The sequence below is a fragment of the Streptomyces sp. NPDC057438 genome, from assembly GCF_042802995.1.
GTDB lineage: Bacteria > Actinomycetota > Actinomycetes > Streptomycetales > Streptomycetaceae > Streptomyces.
Map to the genome: position 1 here is coordinate 1 of NZ_JBHVDD010000120.1, position 23,887 is coordinate 23,887.

A 23,887-nucleotide genomic window follows, 5' to 3' on the forward strand; every position below is an offset into this window, starting at 1 on the left:
GCTCGGAGATGTGTATAAGAGACCGCATCGGAGCCTCGGCGTCCACGGACAAACCGGCCCGTGTCGGGGTCAGGTCAGGTCTGCCCGGATCAGGCCAGACCGAACCGCTCGGCATGCACCTGCGAGCGGGGAACCTTCAGCCCCTGCAGGGCCTCCAGCACGGCCGAGGTCATCCCGGCCGGGCCACAGACGTACGCGTCGCGCTCGGCGATGTCGGGAACGAGGGCACGCAGACTCTCCGGCGCGAACGGTGAGCCGCCCTCGCCCCGGCGGCCGGTGAGCAGGTGCAGCCGCCCGCCGCGGTCCTCGACGAGCGTGCGCACCTCGTCGATCAGTACGGCGTCGTCCTCGCCCCGCACCCGGTAGAGCACGACGACATCGCCGGCCGCTTCCTCCTCCAGCAGGGCCCGGACGGGCGTGATCCCCACCCCGCCGGCTATCAGCAGGGCGCCGGGCCGCGTGCGGTGCAGGGACGTGAACGCCCCGTACGGTCCCTCGACGAACGCGCGGGTCCCGATCGGGAGGTGCCGCAGACCGGCGCTGGTGGTGCCGGACGCCTTGGCCGTCAGGCGCAGCGTACGGCCGTCGGGCGCCGCCGACAGCGAGAACGGGTTCGCCGTCCACCAGGAGTTGTGTCCCGGGAAGCGCCAGAAGCAGAACTGGCCCGCCCGCGCCGGCAGCCTGTCCAGGTGGCGTCCGGTGACATGGACCGACACCACGTCGTCCGACTCCGGCACCACCGCCACGACCTCGAACCGGTGGTAGGCGTTGCGCCACAGGGGCAGCACGATCCGCCCGGTGAGCAGGGAGCCGAACGCGAACAGCCACAGGGCCCACCAGTAGATCTCCGCCGCCGCGGAGGAGGTGAAGGTCGTGGTCTCCTGCAGCTGGTGGACGAACGCCAGCCCCAACGCCACGTACAGCAGCAGATGCAGAGCGTGCCAGGTCTCGTAGCGCAGCCGCCGCCGCACCTGACGGGCCGAGACCGCGGCGATCACGACGACGATCGCCGCGGCCAGCATCCCGAGCAGGGAGGCCGGTACTCCGGCCAGCGCGAAGAAGGTCTTCGTCATCGACGCGTCGTCGAGCGTGGCATAGCCCAGCACCACCAGTACGGCGTGGGTGAGGAGGGTCCACAGCAGGGTGAAACCGACCCACCGGTGCCACACCGTCAGCCGGTCCATGCCGATCCGGCGGTCCAGCCACGGCAGCCGGGCCACCAGCAGCAGTTGGAACAGCATCAGCACGGCCGCGTGCAGACCGAAGAACTTGGCGACCGTGAGCACCCCGTTCTTGCCGGTCCCCGCGGTGAGGAACAGGATCTCGACGATCACCAAGTTGACGATGACGAACGTCCACAGCGCCCACCGCGCCGCAACCACAGGGGGTACGGCGGCTTTTCGCACCCCTGAAATCGTCGCCTCCACGGGCTTTCCCTTCTCTAACCATGTGTTGTACTCGCGCCCGGCCCTCACGAGTCCGCGAGGACGGGACGTTCCGACCGGATACGGCCCCCGACCCGGGGGCAAGAATAGAAAATCTGACGCGAATGAGACCCTGCTCGTCCTCAGACATTCTTGCTTCCGGCGTTCTTCGCTTCGCCGTCTCCTCGGACTCGCACTGCTGACCCATCGACCGCCCCGGTATCCGTCGCCGGGTACGCTGCGTGATTAAGGTCTTAATCACAAGCCGTCACAGGGCTGTTGGAGCACAACAGGCGCTGTTGGGGTACATATGAGAAGCTCGCGGGTCTGGCAGCGACCCACGCTCGACGCCGTGGCCGCGCACGCCGGGGTGTCCACGGCCACGGTGTCGAACGCGCTCAACGGAACCGGCCGGCTGTCCGAGGCGACCAGGCAGCGCGTGCTCGCCTCGGCCCGCGAACTCGGTTACGCGCCGGTGGGCACGACCCGGGCGCTGGCCCGCGGCGGTACCGGCGTACTCGGTCTGACCATGACGGCGTACGGCGATCTGCCCGGCGCGTACACCGAGATCCCGTACTACGCGCAGCTGGCGCTGAGCGCCACCGCCGCGGCGCACGAGCGCGGCTTCCTGCTCATGGTGATGCCGAACTCGCTGTCGCGGTGGATGTGGCTCCACACGCCGGTGGACGGCGTCATCCACGCGGATCCGCGTACCGACGACCCGGTGCGCGCCCTCCTTCGCGAGCGTGGCATCCCTATCGTCTGCGACGGCCGGCCGCCCCAGCCGCACTGGTGCGACGCGTGGGTCGACACCGACCACGACACGGGACTGGGTCTTCTGCTGGACCACCTCACCGAGTCCGGCGCCCGTCGGATCGCGCTCTCCCTGCCCGTCCACGACGCCCAGTACCCGCGTCTGGTCGAACGTGCCTACGCGTCCTGGTGCGCCGCACACGACCTGCCCTGCCTCGTCGAGGAGTACGCCTCCGTGCCCGACTACTTCGGGGCCGAACGCGAGGCGGTGAGCCGGCTGCTCCACCGTGATCCACGGCCCGACGCCGTCATCGGCGTCTACTCCGACTCCGGTCACAACATCCTCGCGGCCGCCCGGCGGCACCGGCTCCGGGTGCCGCAGGATCTGCTGGTGGCGTGCGTCAGCGAGGACCCCGACTATGCGACGACGGCCCCGCCCGTCACCACGCTCAGCCTCCGCCCGGACCGGTTGGGCGAGGAGGCGGTCGACCTGCTGATCGCCCTCGTCAACGGTCGCGGGGATGTGGACCGGCGGCGGCTCGTCCAGCCCGTCCTCATCCCTCGACGGTCTTCCGGCCCCGCTACTGCCCGTCGGCGACGACGTCCCAGTGCTCGATGATCTTCCCGTCGACCACGCGGAAGAGGTCCGCGACGACGTGGTCGGCGCTGAAGACCCACACCAGGTCCCCGTCGGAGAGGGTGTGGCCGAACCGGGTCGAACCGTCCGCAGTGGGCGAGGTGCTCGCACCGGGGGTGCCGTCCGACGGGGGCGCGTCCCGTGTGTCCTGCCGGAGCAACCGCTTCAGCGGGCCCGTGCCGTCAGGGATCATCGGATTGTGCTGGTAGTAGCGCAGATCCCATTTCCTGTCGATCACCGTCACGTCGCCGTCGGACAGCTCGCGGTACGCGGTCACCGCGAACTTCCGGTTCCTCTCCTCCTGTCCCTCGGACAGTGAGGGTGCTCCCTTCGGGTACCGGTACTCGTCGCCGAACAAGGAGTTCCCACTGGCCGTCCTCGCCGGCACGGTCTGGGTGATGCCCCAGTGTTCGACGAGCTTGCCGCGGGCGACCCGGTACAGGTCGGCCCTGGCCTCGCCGGTGGTCTCGTCCGCCGGGGTGGCCGACGCCTGCCAGTGCACGGCCACCAGGTCGCCGTCGGCGGCCACGTGCTTGACGGTGGCCACCGCACCGGGAATCCTCGCCCTCAGATTCTCGAACTGCTCGATCTGGCCCTCGGCTCCGCCGGGCACCGACTTGTCGTGCTGCACATAGCCGGTGCCGACGAGTTCGCTCACCACCTCGCTCCTGTTCTTGTTGAACGCCTCCGCGTACAGACGCAGAACGAGGGCCCTGTTCCGCTCCTCCGAGGCGGCCGAGGAGCGGGCCGTGGAGGAACCGGCGGCGGAGGGCGGGGCCGACACGGCGGCCGGTGCGGTCCCGGACGGTCCGGCGCAGGCCGTGGTGAGGCAGGCCACGGCGGCGAGCCAGGGCAGAGTCTTGCGGTATCTCACGTGCTCTCCTGTGGACGGTCGACGCCTGTCGACGTGGTGCCGCGCTGCTCGCGGAACGCGTCTCCCCCATCCCATCGCGGCGCCGTCCGGCGTTCACTCCGCCGACCGGCGGGACGCCCCCCGCCGACAGGGCGGGCCCCGGTCCTCCGAAAGACGCACCTGCCCGCCCGTCGGGCGGGGGCAGGTGCGCACGGGCCGGTCAGAACGGGCAGGTGTCCATCCAGCGTGTGACCAGGGCGGTGTTGTTCTTGTCCGCGTCCCGCGCCGGTCCGCACAGGAACGGCTGGAAGCGGGCGTCGGCGCGCAGCCAGAGACTGAGGAACGACACGATCCACTTGCCCTGCCTGGCCTTGTCGCCGGAGCCCGTCATCGGGCACAGGTGGTCGCCCGGCACCTCGACATAGAGCTTCTCGGCCCGGGACATGGAGGTGTACCAGGGCACCGCGTAGGTGTTGCCGTGGGCTACCGGATCGCTCTGGCAGGTCAGGAAGAACGTGGGGTCGGTGACCTGGGAGAAGTTCATGTTCGGGTAGTACGGGGCCGTGGGCACGCCGGCCCGGAAGCGCGCGTCGTCCCGGAGCGCCGCCATGACACCGCCGCCGCCCATCGAGTGCCCGACCGCGCCGAGCGTGCCGTCGAGTTTTCCGGACAGCGGGGTGCCGGGGGCCTCGCCGAGCGCGAGCAACTGGGTGCCGGCCGCCGAGATCTGACGACCGCGCGACGCGGGATCGTCCAGGAGGGTGGTGGTCCCGACGTTCAGCACCACGAAACCCCAGGAGGCGAGGCGGGGTGCGAGCCACCGCAGGTTCTCCTGCGTGCCCTGGTAGCCCGGCATCAGGACGACGCCCGGGTACGCGCCGCCGCTCGTGGGATACGTGACCGTGCCGGAGCCGTATCCGCTGGGGCTGGGGACGGTGTAGGTGGCGGTGGTCAGCGGTCCCGTCGCGGCTTCCAGAGAGGCGGTCGTCGGGTCGGGGATCCCGCCGCCCGGAGAGGTGCCGCCCCCCGAGCCGTACACCTGGAACTCCCACAGCGAGTAGCCGTACGGGGTCCCCCGCTGGGTGCCGTGCAGGCGGACGTATCGTCCCGTGCCGTTCACGTCGAGGGTCTGCACGCCCCCGGTACCCGTCGTGGTCGAGTGGACGGTGGTCCAGGCGGTGCCGTCGTCGGAGGTCTGGATCCGGAACGTGCGGGCGTAGGCGGCCTCCCAGCGCAGGACGACCCGGCTGAGGGTCGCGGTGGCGCCCAGGTCGACCTGCAGCCACTGCGGATCGCCGAACGTGCTCGACCAGCGTGTGCCGGCATCGCCGTCCACCGCCGCCGACGCGGGAGTGGACGCGTTCTCGGTGGACGAGGCGGTCGCGGGTCTGCCCTGGGACAGCAGGTCGGCGGCGGCCGCGGGCGGGGCGGCGACCGTCAGCAGGGCCAGTGCCAGGCCGATGGTGGTCGCGAGGGCGACCAGTGCCGTCATGGCACGGGATCGGGACCGCGACGGGGCGGCCGGATGGGGTGAACGACTGTATGAACGCATTGCTTTACCTCCGGATAGCGGTGAGCGCGGTAACCGGACAGCGAGGTGCGCCCGTGCTGTGGCAGCGCGGCGGGAGCCCGCCGGATTGTGAGCTTTCGCAGCGCGGAAGGAAAGAGCCGGAAGGAGAGACGTGCAGCGGAGATCCGGCAGAAGGGCCCTAGCGGGTCTGGTCGAACAGCCAGTCGATGACCACGTCGTTCTCGTAGGTCTGGGCCCAGGCGAGGTGGGGGTTCACGGGTGTCGTTCCGGGCGGGTAGCTCGTGAACAGGACGTGGCTGCGCGTGGCCCTGGCCTGCCGCAGAAGTGCCCGGGACCGGGCCTCGAACTCCGCCTTCGGAAGGTCGTTGGCCCACTCCCCGCGGGTGACCGGTGCGCCGGCGGTCTCCAGCGCGTTCATCAGTGTCCAGGTGCCGGGCCTGCCGAACCGGCCCTCGCGGTAAGGGACGACCGGGTCGTCGACGGAGTGGTCGGCCCAGATCGGGATGTGCGTGATCTTCTCCATGGCCGCCGTCTCGCCCCACCCGGCCGTGGGCAGAGCCGCCGCGAACATGTCGGGCCGCTTCGCCAGCAGGCTGTAGATGCCGCGCCCGCCCGAGGACAGGCCGACGGCGTAGAGGCGGGCCGTGTCGACGTTGCGGGAGTGTTCGCTCACGAAGGTGTCGACGAGTCCGATCAGCGCGGCCTGCACCCTGGCGTCGGTCCAGTCCGTGCCGTCGGGCCCGTCCATGGGCCGCGGCAGGGGAATCTGCGGCGAGAGGACGAAGGCGGGGTGGCGGCGCTGTCGCTCCGGTTCGGCGAACGTGACCGCGATCCGGTTGGAGGTCAGCTGGGTCATGTTGTTGTCGGCCACTTCGCCACCGCCGTGCAGGGTGACGACGAGCGGGTACCGGGTGCGCGCCCGCGGGTTCCGTAGGAAGCCCGCGGGCCGGTACAGCCGGAAGTCGAGTTCGAAGCCCGTCGAGTCGGTGAAGGAACCCGCGGCGAAGTCGTCGACCACGGGAGTGATGACGCCGTCGTTCCGGATCGCGAACGGACGTGCCCTGAGCACCGGTTCGCCCTGTGGGGTGTGTACGTCCGCCACCTGTCTGACGGAGTAGGCGCGGTCGAGTGGAAGGGGGTCGGTGGCGGCGGCCCGCGCGTTGGGGTCGTTCGGGTCGAGTTCCAGGATCAGGCGGTCGCCCGGCCGCCCGGGGCGGGACCGGTGGTCCACGTCGGCGGTGGTGTGGGAGTAGACCCGGAGCACCGTACGGGCAGCTGTGCGTCCGCCCACGGTGGCCGTCACCTGGAAGGCCGAGGGCGGGATCACCGTACCGCCGAGGTCGATGCGATGGGCGTACTGGAGGGCGACGGCCGTGACCAGCCAGTTGTTCCTCGGTGTCACCCGGGTGACCAGGTCGGCGCGCAGGACTTCGGGTCGTCCGGGCGCCGGCCGTCGTCCTTCGGCCGTGACGGTCGCGGTGTCGTCGGCGGCCGCGGGTGCCGAGCTCACGGCCGGTGTGACGACCGCGCCCGCGGTGCCCGCGAGCACCGTACGTCTGGTGATCCTTCTCATGCGTCCTCGTCTCGGTCGGCGGGGGCACCGGGATCAGGTGCCTGAACGTGTGGCGCTGCTCCGAACTCCTTCAAGGGCGTGACGTGTTGACGGGTCACAGGGGGATCGCGCCGGTCAGCAGGGCTCCGGCGGTCATGACGAGGGTGGTGGCGAAGGCCCAGCGGAAGACGAAGCGCTGGTGGTCGCCGAGCGACACACCGCTCATGCCGACCAGGATGAACGTGGACGCGGTGAGCGGACTGAGCGGGAAACCCGTGGTCATCTGGCCGAGGACGGCGGCCCTGGCGACCTCGGCGGGGTCCGTGCCGAACCCGTTCGCGGTCTCGGCGAGGACGGGCAGCACCCCGAAGTAGTAGGCGTCCGGGGTGAAGACCAGGCTGAGCGGCATACCGGTGACGGCCACCACGACGGGCAGGTGCGAACCGAAGGAGTCGGGGACGACGGAGACGAGTGCCTCCGCCATCTCGTCGATCATCCCGGTGCCGGTGAGGATGCCGGTGAGGACACCGGCCGCGAAGATCATCGTGGTGACCAGGACCACGCTCCTGGCGTGCCGGTCGAGCAGCGTCTGTTGCTGTTCCCAGGTGGGGTGGTTGACCAGCAGCGCGATCGCGAACCCGACGACGAACAGCACCGGCAGCGGCAGGACTTCCCGGATCAGGCAGACCAGGAGGGCGATGGTGAGGACGAGGTTGAAGGCGGTCAGCCAGGTCCGCGGCAGCGGCGGGACCCGGACGGTGCCCGGTCCGTCGCCGGGAGACGGTCCGCCGCCGGGAGACGGAAGGAGCCGGCGCTCCCCGTCGGCCGTCTTCACGGCGGTGGGTTCGAGATCGCCCCGCTCGTCCTCGCTCCCACCGCCGTCCGGGGCGGATCCGGACGGGGACAGCGCGGCGAGGCGCCTGCGTTCGCTGCGGCCGAGCAGGAAGGAGGCGAGCAGCACCCAGGCGACGCCGAAGCCCATCGCGGGCAGCACGGGGGTGAAGACCTCGGAACTGTCCAGCTTCAGCGCCGCCATGGCCCGTACGGTGGGGCCGCCCCAGGGAACCATGTTCATCACGCCCGCGCCCAGACAGACCACGCCCGACAGCACCAGGGGGTTCATGCCGAGTCTTCGGTAGACCGGGAGCAGTGCGGAGACGGTGATGAGGAAGGTGGAGGCACCGTCTCCGTCCAGGGCCACGCACAGGGTGAGCACGGCCGTGGCGACGGTGATCCGTAAAGGGTCGCCGCGTGCCACGCGTAACAGACCCCGGATGAGCGGGTCGAAGAGCCCGGCGTCCACCATCAGACTGAAGTACAGGACGGCGAAGGCGATCATGATGCCGGTGGGGGCCACCTTGACCAGTCCCTGGAGTGTCAACTCGCCCAGTTCGCCCGCGAAGCCGCCGATGAGCGCCGCCGACACCGGAAGCAGGACCAGGGCCACCAGTACCGAGGCACGTCTGGTCATGGTGAGCAACAGCAGGGCGGCGATCGTGGCGAAGCCCAGGGCTGCCAGCATGGCGGCGCTCCCTTTCTCGGGGACGGCCCTCGGCGGCGGTGTGCTGGGCGGGCGGAGGCGGGCCGAGGTGTTACGCGAGAGTTTCGGAGCACGGGGGAAGCGGTGTCCAGCATCAAACCGAGATCTGTCCATGCGATAAGCGCATCAATACCGTGGGCGCGTCCTATGCTCGTCGGCCATGGAGGCCACCACCCTGCGTCAACTGGCGGCGTACACCGCCGTCGCCCGGGCCGCGAGCTTCACCGCGGCGGCCGCGGAGATGCACGTGTCGCAGTCCTCGCTCAGTCGCGCGGTCGCGGACCTGGAGCGGCAGCTCGGTGTCCGGCTCCTGGAACGCGACACCCGCAACGTGCAGTTGACCGCGGCGGGCGTGGAGGCACTGCGGATCGCCGAGCAGATCGTCACCGCTCACCGCGCGGGCATGAGGGAGCTCAGGCGCTACCTGCTCGGGGAGTCGGGAACGGTCGCCGTGGCCACCCTCCCCTCGGTGGCTGCCGTGCTGCTGCCCCGGGTGATCTCCGCCTTCCGCGAGCGCCGGCCCCAGGTCGCGGTACGCCTCCTGGACGGCCTGGAGCGGCCGGTACTGGAACGGGTCCTGTCCGGCGACGCCGACTTCGCGCTCACCACCGTCGGGAACCCTCCGGAACAGCTGGAGCACCGTCCCCTGGTCCGGGACCGCTTCGTCGCGGTGCTGCCGGAAGGCCACCCGCTCGCCGACCACCACGAGATCACCTGGGAGGATCTGGCCGGGCTGCCGTTCCTGGCCGTCGGACGCGACTCGAGCGTGCGGCGGCTCACCGACGCGGCGTTCGCCCAGATCGACGCGCACGCGGCGCCGGCGGCCGAGGCGGGAAGCATCGCGACCGTGGGCGGACTGGTGACCGCCGGCCTCGGCGTGTCGGCCATGCCCGCGCTCGTTCTGCCACTGATGGGTGCCGGGCCCGTCGTCTGCCGTCCGCTGGTGGACCCCGTGGTGGACCGGCGTCTGGACATCGCGCTGCGCGCCCGGCGCACGCTCCCGGCGGTGACGGAGCGGTTCCTGGAGACGCTGGAGGAGTTCCGCCGCCGCCGGGAGCCACTCCCGCCCGGGGTCTCCTGGGCCTGAGCCGACGGCGGAGCCCATGCGATCGATTGATGCGTCTTCCGCATGGATTGATGGCCTTCTGTTGCTCGACAGGCATTTACCGACTCCGGCACTCTGAAGACCCGGACGGCGACGCCCGTGCCGCACCCCGCACGGGGCGACTCGGTCGGCGCCCTACGCGAACTGCGGGAGCGAGGGAGCGGGATCGGTGTCGGACGACGAACGGAACCCCACGGGAAGCGGGCAGTTGCTCGGGCTGAAGGTGGTCGAGTTCGCCCATGTGGTGGCCGGCCCGCTGGCGGGTTCGATGCTCGCCGACCAGGGGGCCGACGTCGTGCACGTGGAACCCCCCGGCGCCGGGGACGCGGCCCGCGGCATGGGGCCCCGACGCGACGGCGTTCCCCTGTGGTTCAAGGTCGCCGGCCGCAACAAACGCTCGGTCACCCTCGACCTGCACCGCGAGCCCGGCCGACGCGTCGCCCACCGGCTCGTCGCCTGGGCGGACGTCGTCATCGTCACCCTGCGCGCCGGCCGCCTGCGGGACTGGGGACTCGACTGGGACTCCGTGCACCGGCTGAACCCCCGGGCCGTGCTGCTGCAGATCTCCGGCTTCGGAGCCACCTCCTCACAGGCGGACGCCCCCGGGTTCGGCAAGGTCGGTGAGGCGCGCAGCGGAGTCGTCCACCTGACCGGCTTCCCCGACGGCCCGCCCGTGCACACCGGCTTCTCGCACGGTGACGCCGTGACGGGCCTGATGGGTGCCTACGCCGTCCTGGCCGCCCTCCACCGCCGCGACCACGACCCGGGCTTCGACGGCGAATGGATCGACCTCGCCCTCTTCGAGTCCCTGTTCCGTCTCGTCGAGTGGCAGGTCATCGTCCACGATCAGTTGGGCCAGGTCCCCGCGCGTTCCGGCAACCGGTTGGCCGTCGCACCCGGAGCCGTGATCAACACCTACCGCTCGCGCGACGGCGAGTGGATCACGGTGACCTCCGCGACGCTTCGCTCGGTCCGCAACATCGCCCGCCTGCTGGGACTTCCCGAGGCGGAGTTCACCACGGCCCGGCAACAGTACGACCGCCGCTCCCAGTTGGACGAGGGCCTGCGGAGCTGGGTGGCGCAGCGCGACAGCGGCGCGTGTCTGGAGGAGTTCGCCCGTGCCGAGGTCGTGGCGTCACGGGTGTTCGACGCCGCGGACATCGCGGTCGACCCGGTGTACGCCGAACGTGAGGACATCATCAGCGTCGACGACCCCGATCTCGGCCCGGTGCGTATGCAGGCGGTGCTCCCGCACTTCCGGCAGCGCCCCGGCCGGGTCTGGCGGACCGGCCCCGCCCTCGGACAGGACAACCACCTCGTCTACGGGACATGGCTCGGACTCGGCGCGGACGAACTGGCCGAGCTGGAGAAGAACGATGTCATCTGAGGTGTCCCCGCGAGCCCCTGCCGAGGCCGGCGCGGGAGCGGCCGGCCGCCCCCCGCTGCGCTCCCTGCTCTTCGTCCCCGGCACCCGGACGGACTGGCTGCCCAAGGCACGGGCGGCGGGCGCCGACGCCGCGGTCCTGGACCTGGAGGACGCGATACCCGCCGCGCACAGGCTCAGCGCCCGTGCCGGGGTGTCCGAGGCCGTCGCACGGGCCGCCGCCACACCAGTGGACCAGGTGGATCGGATGGCCCTGTTCGTGCGAATCAACCCGCTGAACGGCTGGGCGGAGGCCGAGGAGTTGCGGGCGGTCGTACGGCCCGGACTCACGGGCGTCGTCCTGCCCAAGGTCCGCTCCGCCCAGGACGTGCGGCTCGCCGACCGGCTGCTGGGCTGGTGCGAACGCGAACAGGGACTGCCGCCCGGACAGGTCGCCCTGGTGCCGCTGCTGGAGACGGCGCGTGGCCTGCGCGAGGCCTACGAGATCGCGCGAGCCGCCCCGCGCATCGCCTATCTGGGCGCTCTCAGCGCGCCCGGCGGTGACGTGGAACGCGCCGTCGGCTACCGCTGGAGTCCCGAGGGGACCGAGACGACGGCACTGCGCTCCCGCGTACTGCTGGACGTCAGGGCCGCCGGAGTGCCGTGCCCGGTCAGCGGAGTGTGGACGCGCGTCGGCGACCTGCCGGGCCTGCGCGCCTTCGCCGAGCAGAACCGCTCCCTCGGCTACGAGGGCATGATGGCGATCCATCCCTCCCATGTCCCGGTGATCAACGAGGTGTTCTCCCCCGGCCCCGCCGAACTCGCGCGCTGCGCGGAACTGATCGCGGCGGTCGAGGCGGCACAGGGAGACGGGAGGGGCGCCGTGACGTTCCGGGGCGAGATGGTCGACGAGGCCATGGCCGTCACGGCCCGCCTCGTCCTCGAACGCCACGCCGCGAGGGCCGGTGGGGCGCGCACGGGCAGCGATCGTCCGGGGTAGCCCGCCGGAGTTCTACGTGACCGTACGCGGCCCCGCCTTGAGCCTGCTTCCCGAGGACGGGGGGCGCGGGGGTGTGGAGCGGGCGTAGTGGTCCGCGAGGCTGCGCGGGTGGTCCACGAGCTCGGTGGCCGCCCGCCCTGAACACCGACGTGGCACAAACGTGGCACAACTTCCTCGCTGGAACAGCCCGAGGCGTTCGTTGCGGACGCGCCCGGGAGGTCCGGGTGCCGCCTCTACGGTCGCCAGCCGACTGGATCGATCGACTCAGTCGTATGATGGCGTGTATGGCTCATGTGTCCGCGGCGGAGCGCCGCCCCCAGTTGATCAAGGCTGCCATCGACCTCATGACCAGGGAGGGCGTCGCCGCCGGGAGCACCCGTGCCATCGCCGCCGAGCTGGGCGTGGCGCAGGCGACGGTGCACTACACCTTCGGCACCAAGGAGGATCTGTACCGCGCCGTCATGGAGCAGCTCACCCACGACCTGATCACCCAGGTCCAGGCGGCCGCCCCGTCGGACGGCGGTTTCGAGGAGAGCGTCGCCTCTCTCGCCGCCGCCCTGTGGAAGACCCTGCGCGAACAGCCGACCACGCACCAGCTGCTCACCGAGCTGTCGATGTTCGCCCTGCGCACGCCCCGGCTGCAGGAGGCTCTCCAGGCCCACTACGGCGAGGTGACGGCCTCGACGACGAAGCTGGTGACCGAGGCGGCCGAACGCACCGGTCACCCACTGGCCCAGCCCGCGGAGAACCTGGCCCGGTTCTTCCTCGCCGGCTTCGACGGACTGTCCGTCCAGCACCTCTCCCTGCCCGACGAGGAAGCCGAACGCGTCGGTCTCCAGGCGCTGGTCTCGGCGGTGGTGGCCCTCGCGGGCGGCCGGCTGGAGCTGGTGACGGTCCCCGTGCTCTGACGGCCGAGGCGGCGCACGTCATCCGCGGTGCCCGCCCCGGGCCGCGCACCCACGCAGACGGTCGCCGTCCCCACCGTGTGCGGCGGGGACGGCGACCGTACGGCGGACGCCGGCGTATCAGGGCGCGGGGACGGAGGCGGACCGGCGCTCGCCGTGGGCCGTCGCGCCGTCCACCGTCATCCTCAGCAGGGGCAGCGAGGCGACGAACGTGCCGGCGCCGAGGACGACGCCCAGCACCCCCGCCCCCGCCCCGTCGAGGAGGGCACCGACGGCCAGAGGTCCGACGCCCGTTCCGAGCGCGCCCGCCCCGCTGAGCGAGGCCACCAGCCGTCCGCTCGCGTCGATGAGGGAGGCGGCGGCCAGCATCTGGACCAGGACGGCCAGTTGGCAGGTCTGCCACAGGACGGCCGCGACGACGAAGATCACGGGGTCGTGCGTGATGATCAGGACCGTCATGGACACGGCCTGCAGGGCGACGAAGGACGCCATCGACCGCATGCGTCCGAAGCGCCGGGCGGCGAGAGGGCCAAGGACAGCGCCGGCGAGTGCCACCACGCTGGCCGCCGCGAGAACGGCCGACACGACGGAATGGGACATGCCGGTGTGCTCCCGCCCCAGGACGGAGGTGTACGACCACGCCCCCTGGGTGACGGCCCACAGGAGCGCGGTTCCGGCGAGCAGCACCACCGACGGCCGCGCCGGAACGGACTCCGCCGCCCCGAACGGCCGGCTGCCCGGCGCTCCGGGGCCGTCGGGCAGTGCGCGCACCAGCGGCCAGGCGAGCAGGCAGCCCAGTGCCATGAGCAGGAACCCGGTGCCCCCGCCCACGTCGTGGTTGGCGGCGGCGACCCCCATCAGCAGCAGCGCCGTCGCGCAGACCGTGCCGGAGACGGCGACCGCCGAGGTCCTGTCGGCGTCGTCGGTGGCGGCGAGGGCCGCGGTGGCCGAGGCGTAGACCGCGCCGAGCCCGGCTCCGACGACGAGGTTGGCCAGGATCAGCACGACGGGGTCGGAGGCGGCGGTCGCGCCGAGGAAGCCCGCCCCCGAGACCGCCAGCCCCAGCCGGGCCATCCGCACCCGCCCCGGCCGAGCGGCCCGCCCGGCGAGCAGCAGGGTGACGATCGCGGTCGCCGTCAGCTGGGCCGCCGCCACGAGTCCCGCGCCGGAGTCCGACAGCGCGAAGCGCGAGGCGAAGTCGTCGACGAAGACGGGCATCACGTTCGCTCCGCCGTTGCCCAGGGTCACTCCGGCGACGAGGGCCACCGCGACACCGAAGGTGAGGGCGGAGCCGCCTCGCGCGTTCACCGTCCGCTCCGGTGCGGGTGACGGGGCAGGACGGTCGGTCCTCGGCGGAGTGCCGAGCGGGCAACAAGCATGGGAACCTCACGAGTTCGGGGCGGAAGTCAGGGGTCTTCAGAAGTGCGGGGCCTCGGACGAGGGGCACGTCCGAGGCCCCGCCGGAGGGCGGGTGCGGCGCTGGGCCGGCGCCGCACCGCCGTGGTCGGTCAGCCGGCCCAGACGTCCTCGACGTAGTGGCCGGACTCGGTCAGGGCGTCCAGCCACGCGGCCGCCTCGGTGTCGTCGGCGCCGGTGTGCTCGCGGTAGACCGCCCTGAACGCCTCGCGCACCGCCGGGGCCATACGACGGCCGTCGCCGCAGACGTGGACGCGGCCGCCCGCCTCCAGCACCGCCCAGACCTCGTCGCTCTCCTTCCTGATCCGGTCCTGTACGAAGCGCACTCCGTCCTCGGGCACACAGGAGAAGGTGGGCCGCATACTGACGGCTCCTGCCGCCTCGGCCGCCTCGAACTCCGCGCGGTGGAGGTAGTCGACGTCGGGGTGGTCGCAGCCGAAGTAGCACAGCAGCGTCCCGGTGGAGCCCGCGTGACGGCGGTCGAGGACGGCGCCCCGGAAGGGTGCGAGTCCCGTGCCCGCGCTCACCAGGATCACGGGGGCGGAGGTGTCGTCGGGCAGGCGGAATGCCTCGCTGCACGGCAGGACCCGGGCCTGCAGGGTGTCGCCCGCCTCCACGCTCTGCAGGAAGTGCGAGCCGATGCCGTGGAACATGCCCTCGCCGGCCCGGTGGGGAGCGGCGAGGAGCGACACCATCAGATCGACCTCACCGGGCACCGCCACGGCGGAGGAGGAGATCGAGTAGTGGCGGGGGCGCAGGACCGGGAGCAGTTCGAGGAAGCGCTCGAACGGCAGCTCGCAGGCGCGGTAGCGCTCCAGCAGGTCCAGGACGCTGTGTCCGACGGTGGTCACCCGCTCGCGGAAGCTCTCCGGGTCCGCGGCGGCGAGTTCCGCCAGGGGGCGCTTCTCCGGCGGGCAGGCGGTGTGTTCGGCGAGCACGGCGATCTGCTCCCGCGTGGCGGGGTCCTGGAGTTCCACGAAGTCGGTGAGCAGGCGGCGGACGGTGAGCGGGCGGTCGACGGGGAGGGTGTTGCGGCCGGGCCGGCGGGCGCGCAGCCGGACGGTGCGGTCCGGGTCGAGACCGAACCGGTCGGTGACCCGCCGGACGAGGTGGTCCGGGTTGCGCGGGAGGACGGCCAGGTGGTCGCCGGTGCGGTAGGTGACCCCCTCGGGCAGCCGGAGCCTGAGGAAGCGCTTGGAGCGGCCGAGGCCGTGCGACATGTCGACGAGTTCGCGGGTGTCGAGAACCTCCATGGGCTGTACGCCGTGCCGTGCCGCGAGGCCGCCGATGACCGAGTCGGTGGTGTCCTCCAGTACGTACAGGCCCTCCTCCGCGTCCGCGTCCGGCTCCGCCGCGACCACGTCCTGCGCGGTTCCGTGGTGGACGAGGAGCGTGGTCCACAGCTCGCCGGTCCAGCGGTCGACCGTGCCGGCGAAGTCGCCGGAGGCGTCCGCGGCGCCGCGCTCCAGGAGGGCGGTGGCGCCGGCCGCGCTCAGTCGCTCGTCGATGAGGGCCGGTACGCGCTGGTAGGTGGCGGCCCAGTTGCGGTCGCCGACGCCGAGTACGGCGTAGCGGAGCCCGTCGAGTGAGCCGGGTGTCAGTGTGTCGAGCCACTCCATGAAGCGCACGGCGTCGTCGGTGGGCCTGCCGTTGTAGGAGGCGGCCACGATCACCACCGGACCTTCAGCGGCGGAGAGGCTGCCCGCGACGGTGTCCAGGGAGGCGACCGTCGGGGCGAAGCCGTGCCGGTCGCCGTCGTCCGCGAGTTCACGCGCGATGCCCGCGCAGGTGCCCAGGTTGGACCCGTGCAGCAGGGTCAGCGCGGTTCCGGCGGCCTTGCGGACCTTGGGCCGGGTCTCGCCCGCCGGAGCCCCGCCCGCCGCGACGGCGGGCATCCGTCGCTCCGCGCCGGCGCGCCGGGCCAGGTGCAGGGTGAACTCGTCGGGCTTGATCGTGAGCGACTGCTTGATCTTCAGCTGGTAGTCGGTGTGGTCGATCAGGCGGTACCGGTGGATCACCAGCGCGAGGACGAGCGTGGCCTCGTGCAGCGCGAACTGGCGGCCGATGCAGGCGCGTTCGCCGCTGCCGAACGGCTTGAACAGGTGGACCGGACGCTCCAGCTCCCGCTCGGGCAGGAACCGGTCGGGGTCGAACAGCTCGACGTTCTCGCCCCAGGCGGGGTCGCGGTGCAGCTGCGGGATGAGCACCTGGATCGTCTCGCCCTCGCGCACGGCGTACTTGCCGCCGATGACGGTGTCCTGCAGGGGTTCCACGGCGTAGGCGGGGGCCGTCGGCCACAGGCGCAGGCCCTCGTTGAGCACCTGTCGGACGTATGTCAGTTTTCCGATGTCCCCGTAGTCGGGATCGGGGGTGTCCGTGTCGCCCCACAGGGCGTCGACCTCGGCCTGGGCCCGGGCGAGGACCTCGGGGTGCTTGGTGAGGTAGTACAGGGCGAACGACAGTGCCCCGCTGGTGGTCTCGTGCCCGGCGATGAGGAACGTGATCGCCTGGTGACGGATGTTGACGTCGTCCAGTGGCTCACCGGTGACCTGGTCACGGGTGTGCAGCATGCGCCCGAGCAGGTCGTCGGTGGCGGTGTCGCCGGAGGCCCTTCGCTCCCGGATCACGTCGTCGACGAGGTCCCGCATCACGGCCACGTCCGTCCGGAACTGTTCGGCCTGCTTCCACTTGAACAGGTCCAGGCCGGGGATGGACTCGCCCTTCGCCTGGGCGAAGCCGAGCGCGCGCGACAGCGCCGTGACGAAGGGGTGCGGTTCCTGGCGGCCGAACGACTCGAAGTCGTAGCCGAAGCCGCACAGTCCGATCGTGTCGAAGGTCAGCCGGGTCATGTCCTCGGCGACGTCCACGGGCTCCGTCCCTGCCGCGCCGTCCCACTTCGCGATCAGCTCGCGCGCCACCTTGAGCATCGTCGCGTGGTAGCCGCGCATCGCGCCGAGGGAGAAGGCCGGCATGAGGACGTCGTGCGCCTTGCGCCAGTTGGGCTCGTCGTTGAAGGCGGTGAAGAGTCCGTCGCCGCCGATCTCCCGCAGCAGCACGAGGTCCGCGTGCACGTTCTTGCGGAAGCGGCTCTCGTCCGCCAGTTCGGTGACCATGTCGAGGCCGGAGGCGATGTTGATCTCGTTGCCGAAGACCCGCAGCTTGAACAGCGGACCGAGTTCCCTGGCCTCCTTCATCACGTGGAGCAGGCCGTCGGCGCCACCGGGTATGTCGAACGCGTGGCCGACCAGGGGGAGGGCGGGACGCTGGGGGATCGGTTCGGTTCCGCGCTCGGTCGCGTAGGTCATGGGCTTGCCTTTCATCCGCACTGGCTGTCGCCGGGCACCACCATACGACCGACATGGTCGAGTGACAATGTCGATCGATTGTGTTGGGTGACACAGTCGGATATGGGAACCGGGGCGAGAGCCGGAACGTCCTGGGGGCGACGCGGGGAGGAACGGCCGCCGTAGGGTGACCGGCACCGGACAGCCGGTGAGCGTTCCCGCTCGGAGCGAAGGAGGACCATGGCACGCATCACCGACCGCACCGTTCTGATCGTCGGCGCCTCGTCGGGCATCGGCGCGGAGGTGGCACGCCAGCTCGCCGCCGACGGCAACCGCCTGGTCCTCACGGCACGGCGCGCCCCCGAACTGACCCGTGTGGCCGACGAGGTGCGGGCGGCGGGCAGCGCCTGCCTGGACCTCGTCGCCGACGCCCTCGACCCACGGGCGGCGGCCGAGGTGGTGACGGCCGGCGTCGCGGAGTTCGGAGCGATCGACGTGGCCCTGCTCAACGCGGGCCAGGGGCCGGACATGTCCATGGACCGGGTGAGCGTGGCGGACGTCGCCCGGATCATGGCACTGAACTACGACACGGTCGTCAACTATCTCGTCCCGCTGATCGACCGGATGGGCTCCCAGGCGGACGGCGGCCTGATCGCCCACACCAACTCCCTCGCCGGGCTGATGGGCATCCCCCGCCAGGGCCCGTACTCGGCGGCGAAGGCCGCCGCGCGCACGCTGATCGACGCCGCGCGCGTCGAACTGGCGCCCCGCGGCATACGGTTCACCTCGATCCACCCGGGGTTCGTCGCCACCGAACGCATCAGCGGCGACGGGCTGCCGAAGCCCTTCCAGATCAGCCAGGAGCGGGCGGCGCAGCACGTCGTCCGCGCGCTGGAACGCGAACCCGCCCAGGCGTACTTCCCCTGGCCCACGGCCACGCTGGTCCGCACACTGCGCGCCCTGCCCGCACCCGTCTCCGCCGCGGTGCTCCGGAGGCTGGCCTCCGCCTGACCGGCGCGGAGGGCCGGGGCGCGCCTACGGGACCGTACCGCCCGCCGCGGGGCGGGGGCGCGCCTACGCGACCGGGCCGGGCGGCGCGGTGGGCGGCTCTGCCTCCCGCACGTCGGCCGGCAGGGACTGCTCGGCCCAGATCGTCTTGCCGACGGAGGTGTGGCGGCTGCCCCAGCGCTCGGCGACCTGCGCCACGAGGAGAAGTCCGCGTCCGCCCTCGTCGAAGGTCCGGGCCCGCCGCAGATGCGGGGCGGTGGCGCTGCCGTCGGAGACCTCGCAGATGAGCGCATCGGCGCGGAGGAGACGCAGTTGGATGGGCGGGGTGCCGTAGCGGATGGCGTTGGTGACCAGTTCGCTGACGATCAGCTCGGTGGCGAACTCCAGCTCGCCCAGTCCCCAGGCGGCCAGCTGTTCGCTCGCCCCACGGCGGGCCCCGGAGACGGCGGCGGGATCGGCGGGGAGCGGCCAGGTGCGTACCTGGTCCGCGCCGAGCGTGGAGGTGCGGGCCAGGAGCAGGACGATGTCGTCGGCCGGCGGGTCGGGCCGCACCTTGCGCATCACCTCCTCGCAGGTCTCCTCCAGGCCGGCGGCGGGGTGGCGCAGGGCCTCACCCAGCAGGTCCAGCCCGACGTCGAGGTCACGGCCCGGGGCCTCGATCAGACCGTCGGTGTAGAGCGCGAGCACGCTGCCCTCGGCCATGTCGATCCGAGCCGCCTCGAAGGGCAGTCCGCCGAGACCGAGGGGCGGCCCGGCCGGCAGGTCCAGTACGCGCACCGTGCCGTCGGGGTCCACCAGCAGGGGTGGCGGGTGGCCCGCCCGAGCCAGGTCGCATCGGCCGGCGACGGGGTCGTAGACGGCGTAGAGGCAGGTGGCCCCGACTTCCCCGGAGGCCTCCTCCGCCTGCCGTCGCGCGTCCGGGCCCTCCTCCCGGTCGAGACGGATGACGAGATCGTCCAGACGGGTGAGCAGTTCGTCGGGCGCGAAGTCGGCGTCGGCGAGGGTGCGTACCGCGGAGCGCAGACGGCCCATCGTGGCCGAGGCACGCACCCCGTGTCCCACCACGTCCCCCACGGCCAGCGCGATCCGTCCCCCCGACAGCGCGATGACGTCGAACCAGTCGCCGCCGATCTCGTCCCCGGGACCGGCGGGCAGGTAGCGGTAGGCGAGGTCCACGGCCGCCACGTCGGGCAGCCGTTCGGGCAGCAGACTGCGTTGGAGGGTGAGCGCGGTCCGGCGCTCACGGGTGAAGCGGCGGGCGTTGTCGATGCTCACCGCGGCCCGGGCGGCGATCTCCTCGGCGAGGATCAGGTCGTCCGGCCCGAAGGCGTCCGCGGTCCGGTGCCGCATCAGCTGCATGACGCCGAGCGTGACCCCCCGCGCGCGCAGGGGCACCATCAGCACCGAGTGGATCTTGAACCGGCGGATGCTCGCGTCGCGGGCCGGTGAGGCCGTCACCCACGCCCGCAGCGACGGGTCGCCCGCGCGGTAGAGCTTCGCCCGGCCGTCGGCCAGGGTCAGGGCCGGGGGTGAACTCGAAGGGTAGACATCGGTGTCGCCCGCGGGAACCACGGATTCGGGGCAACCCGTGAGCACCGACCGTTGCGCGGTCCGCCGGCAGACGACCGGTGTGTCGGGCGGCACCGGTTGCGGCTCGTGACCCTGGACGACGGATTCCAGCAGGTCGACGGTGGCGAAGTCGGCGAACCCCGTCACCGCGACCTCGGCCAGTTCCTCGGCCGTACGGGTGACGTCGAGGGTGCTGCCGATGCGCACGCTGGCGTCGTTGAGCACCGCCAGGCGACGCCGGGCCCAGTACTGCTCGGTGATGTCGATGACCAGCGCGGACACCCCCAGGACCGCACCGGCTCGGTCCTTCAGCGGGGAGAGGAACACGGACCACGCGTGGTCACGGACCTCTCCGGAGGCACGGAACGGCTGCTCCTCGCGGAAGACCATCTCGCCGGTGCGCACCACCTGGTGCTGGAGGCGGTCGATCTCGTCCAGGGGCGGAACCGGGTAGATCTCCCACAACGTCCGTCCCCGCATCTCGTCCGGCCTCAGCCCCATGGCCTCGGTCATGACCTGGTTGCAGGTGACGAACCGCGCCTCGCTGTCGTAGATCGCCACGGGCAGCGGGAGCTGCGCCAGCGTGAGGTCCCACAGCTCCGCCGACTCCCTGTCCGTCGGGGCGGAGGAATAGCTCACCGCCACCGGCGTGACGACCCAGTACGTACCGGCGTCCGCGTCCGCCAGCGGAGTGCCCCGCAGCCGTACGGTGACGCGGTCCCCGTCGCGCTTGCGCAGCACCAGATCGCTCGTCCACGGCTCGCCCGCGGCCAGGTGGCGCCGCGTCGCGAAGGGCAGGGTGACGGCGAGCAGACCGGAGGCGGGCCTGCCCACGACGTCCTCGGGGCCGTGTCCGAGGAGCCTCGCGGCTCCCGCGCTCCACACCATGACGGCGCCGCGGGCGTCGATGACGACCGCGAAGTCATCGGGTGCCGCTGTGGTGGTGTCGGGTTCGTTGTCCATGGGCGTCTACCGACCTCGTCCCTGCGTCGCCCCGGCACGGGCGATGGGTCACCCTGCACGGGCGCTGCCTCCAGCATCCCGCCACGGCACACCCCGCTCAACCGGCTCCCGGGCGCCGGCGTCCGCGAACGCCATGGGCCCCGGCTAGAGCGGAGTCGAGGCCGACGGCGCGAAGGGTGCGCCGTGGCCGGGGACGATCAGGACCGGCTCCAGGGCCAGGACCTTCTCCCGCGCCGCCCGGAGCTGGTCCCGGTCAGGGGCGAAGGGGTCGTCGGCCGGTCCTTCCGCGCTCCACCACAGGTGGGTCAGGACCACCAGACCCTCCGCCGTCGTCACGAGGGTGCTGACGTCCTCGGCGGTGTGGCCGGGGGTGGTCATCAGCGCGATCGACGGGGAGAGCCGGTGGCCGTCGGCGTCCCGGTCCTCCCAGATGTCGTCGCGGTAGACGGCCATGTGGTCGTGGAAGCGGGCCTCGGGGAACAGGGCCGCGTTCAGCGTGTGGTCCGGGTGGTGGTGGCTGAAGACGACGTCGGTGACGTCCTCGGGGGCCAGCCCGTGCTCCGCGAGCGGGTCCAGGATGAGGCGACGGCTCGCGACCATCCCGGGATCGACGACCGCGACGGTCGCGCCGTCGACGAGCAGGGTGACCGTGCCCGCCACCCGTTCGTCCGCGTAGCCGGTGGTCAGGACGTGGAGCGAAGCGGTCATGGCGGGTCCTCCGGTGTGGCCTGACGTACCGTCCGTCTGGGCCGTGGTGGGTGCGGTTCTGGGATCCTGCCACGCCTGAGGGGGTGCCCGGAAGGCAGTGATCGGTTGAGTGAGGGCGGGGGTCGGCAGCTGGGGGCGGGGTCGATGACTCTGCCAAGGGGGCATGCGTCACCGGAGCGCCCGCCCACGCACGGCCCGGTCACGGTGAGGCAGCCCCGACGCTGCCGGCCCAGACACGCAGAGGCACGATCTCTCCCTCAGCCGCGGTCTGTTCCGAGGGGGTGTGCGCCTCAACCGGACGGGTCCGCGTGACGACGCCCGGCCCGCTGTCGGTCACATAACCCTCCACGACCGCCCCGAGATCGTCGCACAGCACATAGGCACCCCTGAACGTCAGCTCATCCGGGGTCACGGATCCCGTCGAGCAACGGAGCTGCCCGGCCTGCCGGTCGTGCCATACGTAGAAGGTCGCTGCCCCCGGAAAGCCCAGCTCGCGGATGCGGCTTCGGATGGTCGCGGCGGTCCGCTCGAAAGCAGCCACCACCTCGGAGACGGACAGCGACATCCTGTCCGCGTCCTCCGCCCCCAGCCACCACGTGTCGGTCTCCCGTTCCACCTGCCGGTCGGCGGGCTCCAGGACCAGCGGCTCGTCCGCCACCTCGGCAATCCATGTCAGCAGCACCACCGCGGTATCGCTGCGCCGGCCGGCTGCAGGAAGCCGGAAACGAACCGCCTGTCGCCAGCAGTGCGGGCCGACTCGCGCGGGTGAACCTGGAGCGCGATCGGGCGGGGCTCGGCCGTCTCCGGACTCCTACCAGCCCATGTCCCTGGCCACCTCGTCCCTGGCCGCGGCGATCTCTTCCTCGGTGGACCCGACGACGTCCACCTCCTCCAGGCGCGCCAGGAGATCTGCGAGAGCCTGCTTCTGGGAAGGATGGGTGATCGGTACGTCGTTCAGGTCGGTACTCCTCAGCCAGTCGAACAGCACGATGGCATCGGAGCGCCACAGGCGGAGATCGACGGTGGGCGTGCCCTCCCCGGGGAAACCAGCTTCCATGAGGGCATCATCCCAGGTCAACGGCCCGAAGAGGAGTCAGGACGGGCCCTCGTACCCGACCCAGCGGTGATACGCGTCCAGGTCGACGTTGCCCCCGCAGACCACGGTGACCACGTGCCGGCCGGCGAAGCGGTCACGGTCTTCGAGGATCGCCGCGATGCCGAGCGCGGCCGACGGCTCGACGACGAGGCCCGCATGTTCGAGGAGCAGGCGCATACCCGCGATGATCGACGCCTCCCGGACCAGCACGGCGTCGTCGACGACCAGCAGGAGGTCCTCCAGGACGGCCGGGACGGGACACCGGCCGGCGACACCGTCGGCGATGGTGTCGGTCGAGTCGGTGGTGACGACCCGCCGTTGCCGCCACGAGTACGTCATCGCCGGCGCGCCCAGCGGCTGCACGCAGATCACCTCGACCCCGGGCGCCAGGGCCTTCAGCACATGTCCCACACCGGTGGCCAGCGCCCCGCCGCCGAGGGCGATCAGCACGGTGTCGAACAACGGCGCGGCACCCGCCAGTTCCACGCCGATGGTCGCCGCGCCCTCACAGGTCTCGATGTCCAGGCTGTCCTCGACCAGCCGGATGCCGTCGGACCGTGCGACGGCCGCCGCCCGCTCCCGGGCCATCTCGTGGTCGCCGTCGACCAGTTCGAGCCTGGCGTCCAGCGCGCGGATCCGGTCCAGCTTCGCCGCGGTCGCGAAGCGGGAGGCCACGACGGTCACGTCGAGCCCCCGCTCGCGGCCGGACCAGGCGAGGGCCTGGCCGAGATTGCCCGCGCTGGCGCACACCACGGCCCGTGGGCCCTGTCCGGCGAGCAGGGTCGCGACGACCTCCGTGCCCCGGGCCTTGAAGCTGCGGACCGGGTTGGCGGTTTCCAGCTTGACGCTCACCGCGCATCCGAGGCGGGGCTCCAGCGCCTCGCAGCGGTACAACGGGGTGTCGAGAAAGACCGGGTCGATGACCTGCCGGGCGGCCCGGATCCGGGCGGTGTCGAGGCGTGTCTGCTGCACGACAGCGCAGCGTAGTGCGTGCCGCCGACGCCTGGCATCGGACAACTGCCCTCTTCCGCACGCCGCTTCAGAGCGTCAGCAGGCCCTCCGGGGCGGCGCACTCCCCCTGTTCGATCCCACCGCGTGGGCGGGCACCGGCACCGCCATCGCCGCCCGCCAACCGCCCTGGGCGGGCTGTGCACCCCGGCGGAGGCGCCGGGGTGCACAG

At 72.0% G+C, this 23,887-nt stretch carries 18 protein-coding genes; 6 read left to right on the forward strand and 12 right to left on the reverse strand.

Going from position 1 to position 23,887, the window contains the following annotated elements; all coding sequences use genetic code 11:
• Positions 1 to 89: 89 nt before the first annotated feature.
• The gene (locus tag ACFU5F_RS38565) at positions 90 to 1,382 is read right to left on the reverse strand and encodes a ferric reductase-like transmembrane domain-containing protein (protein ID WP_383897846.1); all 1,293 of its coding nucleotides are present in this window, start codon (positions 1,380 to 1,382) and stop codon (positions 90 to 92) included.
• A gap of 352 nt (positions 1,383 to 1,734) precedes the next feature.
• Here ACFU5F_RS38565 and ACFU5F_RS38570 point away from each other — a divergent pair, with 352 nt between their 5' ends.
• Positions 1,735 to 2,796 carry a LacI family DNA-binding transcriptional regulator gene (locus tag ACFU5F_RS38570; RefSeq protein WP_383897848.1) on the forward strand — a complete coding sequence of 354 codons (1,062 nt, stop codon included), beginning with the start codon at positions 1,735 to 1,737 and terminating at the stop codon, positions 2,794 to 2,796.
• Here ACFU5F_RS38570 and ACFU5F_RS38575 read toward each other — a convergent pair.
• The 4 genes from ACFU5F_RS38575 to ACFU5F_RS38590 all read right to left on the reverse strand — a co-directional run bounded on the left by ACFU5F_RS38575 (position 2,759) and on the right by ACFU5F_RS38590 (position 8,272).
• Complete coding sequence (locus tag ACFU5F_RS38575; protein WP_383897850.1) at positions 2,759 to 3,688, reverse strand: ester cyclase; 930 nt, start codon at positions 3,686 to 3,688, stop codon at positions 2,759 to 2,761. The two genes, ACFU5F_RS38570 and ACFU5F_RS38575, sit on opposite strands and share 38 nt — an antisense overlap.
• A gap of 199 nt (positions 3,689 to 3,887) precedes the next feature.
• Positions 3,888 to 5,159, reverse strand: a complete 1,272-nt coding sequence (locus tag ACFU5F_RS38580) for a discoidin domain-containing protein (RefSeq protein WP_383897851.1) — start codon at positions 5,157 to 5,159, stop codon at positions 3,888 to 3,890.
• A gap of 217 nt (positions 5,160 to 5,376) precedes the next feature.
• Positions 5,377 to 6,771, reverse strand: coding sequence for a prolyl oligopeptidase family serine peptidase (locus ACFU5F_RS38585; protein ID WP_383897853.1), 1,395 nt, complete (start codon positions 6,769 to 6,771; stop codon positions 5,377 to 5,379).
• Positions 6,772 to 6,865: 94 nt separating this feature from the next.
• Positions 6,866 to 8,272, reverse strand: a complete 1,407-nt coding sequence (locus ACFU5F_RS38590; RefSeq protein ID WP_383897855.1) for a CitMHS family transporter — start codon at positions 8,270 to 8,272, stop codon at positions 6,866 to 6,868.
• A gap of 178 nt (positions 8,273 to 8,450) precedes the next feature.
• On the opposite strand from ACFU5F_RS38590, the gene ACFU5F_RS38595 reads away from it, so the two are divergent.
• The 4 genes from ACFU5F_RS38595 to ACFU5F_RS38610 all read left to right on the forward strand — a co-directional run bounded on the left by ACFU5F_RS38595 (position 8,451) and on the right by ACFU5F_RS38610 (position 12,666).
• Positions 8,451 to 9,377 (forward strand): LysR family transcriptional regulator, encoded by a 927-nt coding sequence (locus ACFU5F_RS38595; RefSeq protein WP_383897856.1) that lies wholly within the window; start codon positions 8,451 to 8,453, stop codon positions 9,375 to 9,377.
• Between the two features lie 187 nt (positions 9,378 to 9,564).
• The gene (locus ACFU5F_RS38600) at positions 9,565 to 10,782 is read left to right on the forward strand and encodes a CaiB/BaiF CoA transferase family protein (RefSeq protein WP_383897858.1); all 1,218 of its coding nucleotides are present in this window, start codon (positions 9,565 to 9,567) and stop codon (positions 10,780 to 10,782) included.
• The gene (locus ACFU5F_RS38605; protein ID WP_383897860.1) at positions 10,772 to 11,758 is read left to right on the forward strand and encodes an HpcH/HpaI aldolase/citrate lyase family protein; all 987 of its coding nucleotides are present in this window, start codon (positions 10,772 to 10,774) and stop codon (positions 11,756 to 11,758) included. Before ACFU5F_RS38600 ends, ACFU5F_RS38605 begins: the two co-directional genes overlap by 11 nt.
• Before the next feature lie 284 nt (positions 11,759 to 12,042).
• The gene (locus ACFU5F_RS38610; protein WP_383897861.1) at positions 12,043 to 12,666 is read left to right on the forward strand and encodes a TetR/AcrR family transcriptional regulator; all 624 of its coding nucleotides are present in this window, start codon (positions 12,043 to 12,045) and stop codon (positions 12,664 to 12,666) included.
• A gap of 117 nt (positions 12,667 to 12,783) precedes the next feature.
• Here the strand turns inward: ACFU5F_RS38610 and ACFU5F_RS38615 are convergent, their stop codons facing one another.
• On the reverse strand, positions 12,784 to 13,971 hold the full coding sequence (locus ACFU5F_RS38615; RefSeq protein ID WP_383897863.1) for an MFS transporter: 1,188 nt from the start codon (positions 13,969 to 13,971) through the stop codon (positions 12,784 to 12,786).
• Positions 13,972 to 14,171: 200 nt separating this feature from the next.
• Positions 14,172 to 17,384, reverse strand: coding sequence for a bifunctional cytochrome P450/NADPH--P450 reductase (locus ACFU5F_RS38620; protein WP_383897865.1), 3,213 nt, complete (start codon positions 17,382 to 17,384; stop codon positions 14,172 to 14,174).
• Positions 17,385 to 17,603: 219 nt separating this feature from the next.
• Between ACFU5F_RS38620 and ACFU5F_RS38625 the strand changes: the two genes are divergently transcribed.
• Entirely contained in the window at positions 17,604 to 18,374 is a 771-nt protein-coding gene (locus ACFU5F_RS38625; protein WP_383897866.1) for an SDR family NAD(P)-dependent oxidoreductase, read from the forward strand.
• A 63-nt stretch (positions 18,375 to 18,437) separates the two neighbouring features.
• Here the strand turns inward: ACFU5F_RS38625 and ACFU5F_RS38630 are convergent, their stop codons facing one another.
• From ACFU5F_RS38630 to ACFU5F_RS38650, 5 genes are all read right to left on the reverse strand, one after another.
• Positions 18,438 to 20,903, reverse strand: a complete 2,466-nt coding sequence (locus tag ACFU5F_RS38630; protein WP_383897868.1) for a SpoIIE family protein phosphatase — start codon at positions 20,901 to 20,903, stop codon at positions 18,438 to 18,440.
• 144 nt (positions 20,904 to 21,047) lie between these two features.
• Positions 21,048 to 21,611, reverse strand: a complete 564-nt coding sequence (locus tag ACFU5F_RS38635) for an MBL fold metallo-hydrolase (RefSeq protein WP_383897869.1) — start codon at positions 21,609 to 21,611, stop codon at positions 21,048 to 21,050.
• A 199-nt stretch (positions 21,612 to 21,810) separates the two neighbouring features.
• Positions 21,811 to 22,293 (reverse strand): hypothetical protein, encoded by a 483-nt coding sequence (locus ACFU5F_RS38640; RefSeq protein WP_383897871.1) that lies wholly within the window; start codon positions 22,291 to 22,293, stop codon positions 21,811 to 21,813.
• 129 nt (positions 22,294 to 22,422) lie between these two features.
• Entirely contained in the window at positions 22,423 to 22,668 is a 246-nt protein-coding gene (locus ACFU5F_RS38645; protein WP_383897872.1) for a hypothetical protein, read from the reverse strand.
• A 36-nt stretch (positions 22,669 to 22,704) separates the two neighbouring features.
• The gene (locus ACFU5F_RS38650; protein ID WP_383897873.1) at positions 22,705 to 23,679 is read right to left on the reverse strand and encodes a threonine/serine dehydratase; all 975 of its coding nucleotides are present in this window, start codon (positions 23,677 to 23,679) and stop codon (positions 22,705 to 22,707) included.
• Between the last annotated feature and the right edge of the window lie 208 nt (positions 23,680 to 23,887).

Coding starts and splice junctions, on each gene's coding strand:
- ACFU5F_RS38590 (WP_383897855.1), bottom strand. CDS start 8,272: ATGCTGGCAGCCCTGGGCTTCGCCACGATCGCCGCCCTGCTGTTGCTC.
- ACFU5F_RS38620 (WP_383897865.1), bottom strand. CDS start 17,384: ATGACCTACGCGACCGAGCGCGGAACCGAACCGATCCCCCAGCGTCCC.
- ACFU5F_RS38570 (WP_383897848.1), top strand. CDS start 1,735: ATGAGAAGCTCGCGGGTCTGGCAGCGACCCACGCTCGACGCCGTGGCC.
- ACFU5F_RS38605 (WP_383897860.1), top strand. CDS start 10,772: ATGTCATCTGAGGTGTCCCCGCGAGCCCCTGCCGAGGCCGGCGCGGGA.
- ACFU5F_RS38610 (WP_383897861.1), top strand. CDS start 12,043: ATGGCTCATGTGTCCGCGGCGGAGCGCCGCCCCCAGTTGATCAAGGCT.
- ACFU5F_RS38585 (WP_383897853.1), bottom strand. CDS start 6,771: ATGAGAAGGATCACCAGACGTACGGTGCTCGCGGGCACCGCGGGCGCG.
- ACFU5F_RS38630 (WP_383897868.1), bottom strand. CDS start 20,903: ATGGACAACGAACCCGACACCACCACAGCGGCACCCGATGACTTCGCG.
- ACFU5F_RS38635 (WP_383897869.1), bottom strand. CDS start 21,611: ATGACCGCTTCGCTCCACGTCCTGACCACCGGCTACGCGGACGAACGG.
- ACFU5F_RS38625 (WP_383897866.1), top strand. CDS start 17,604: ATGGCACGCATCACCGACCGCACCGTTCTGATCGTCGGCGCCTCGTCG.
- ACFU5F_RS38645 (WP_383897872.1), bottom strand. CDS start 22,668: ATGGAAGCTGGTTTCCCCGGGGAGGGCACGCCCACCGTCGATCTCCGC.
- ACFU5F_RS38595 (WP_383897856.1), top strand. CDS start 8,451: ATGGAGGCCACCACCCTGCGTCAACTGGCGGCGTACACCGCCGTCGCC.
- ACFU5F_RS38580 (WP_383897851.1), bottom strand. CDS start 5,159: ATGACGGCACTGGTCGCCCTCGCGACCACCATCGGCCTGGCACTGGCC.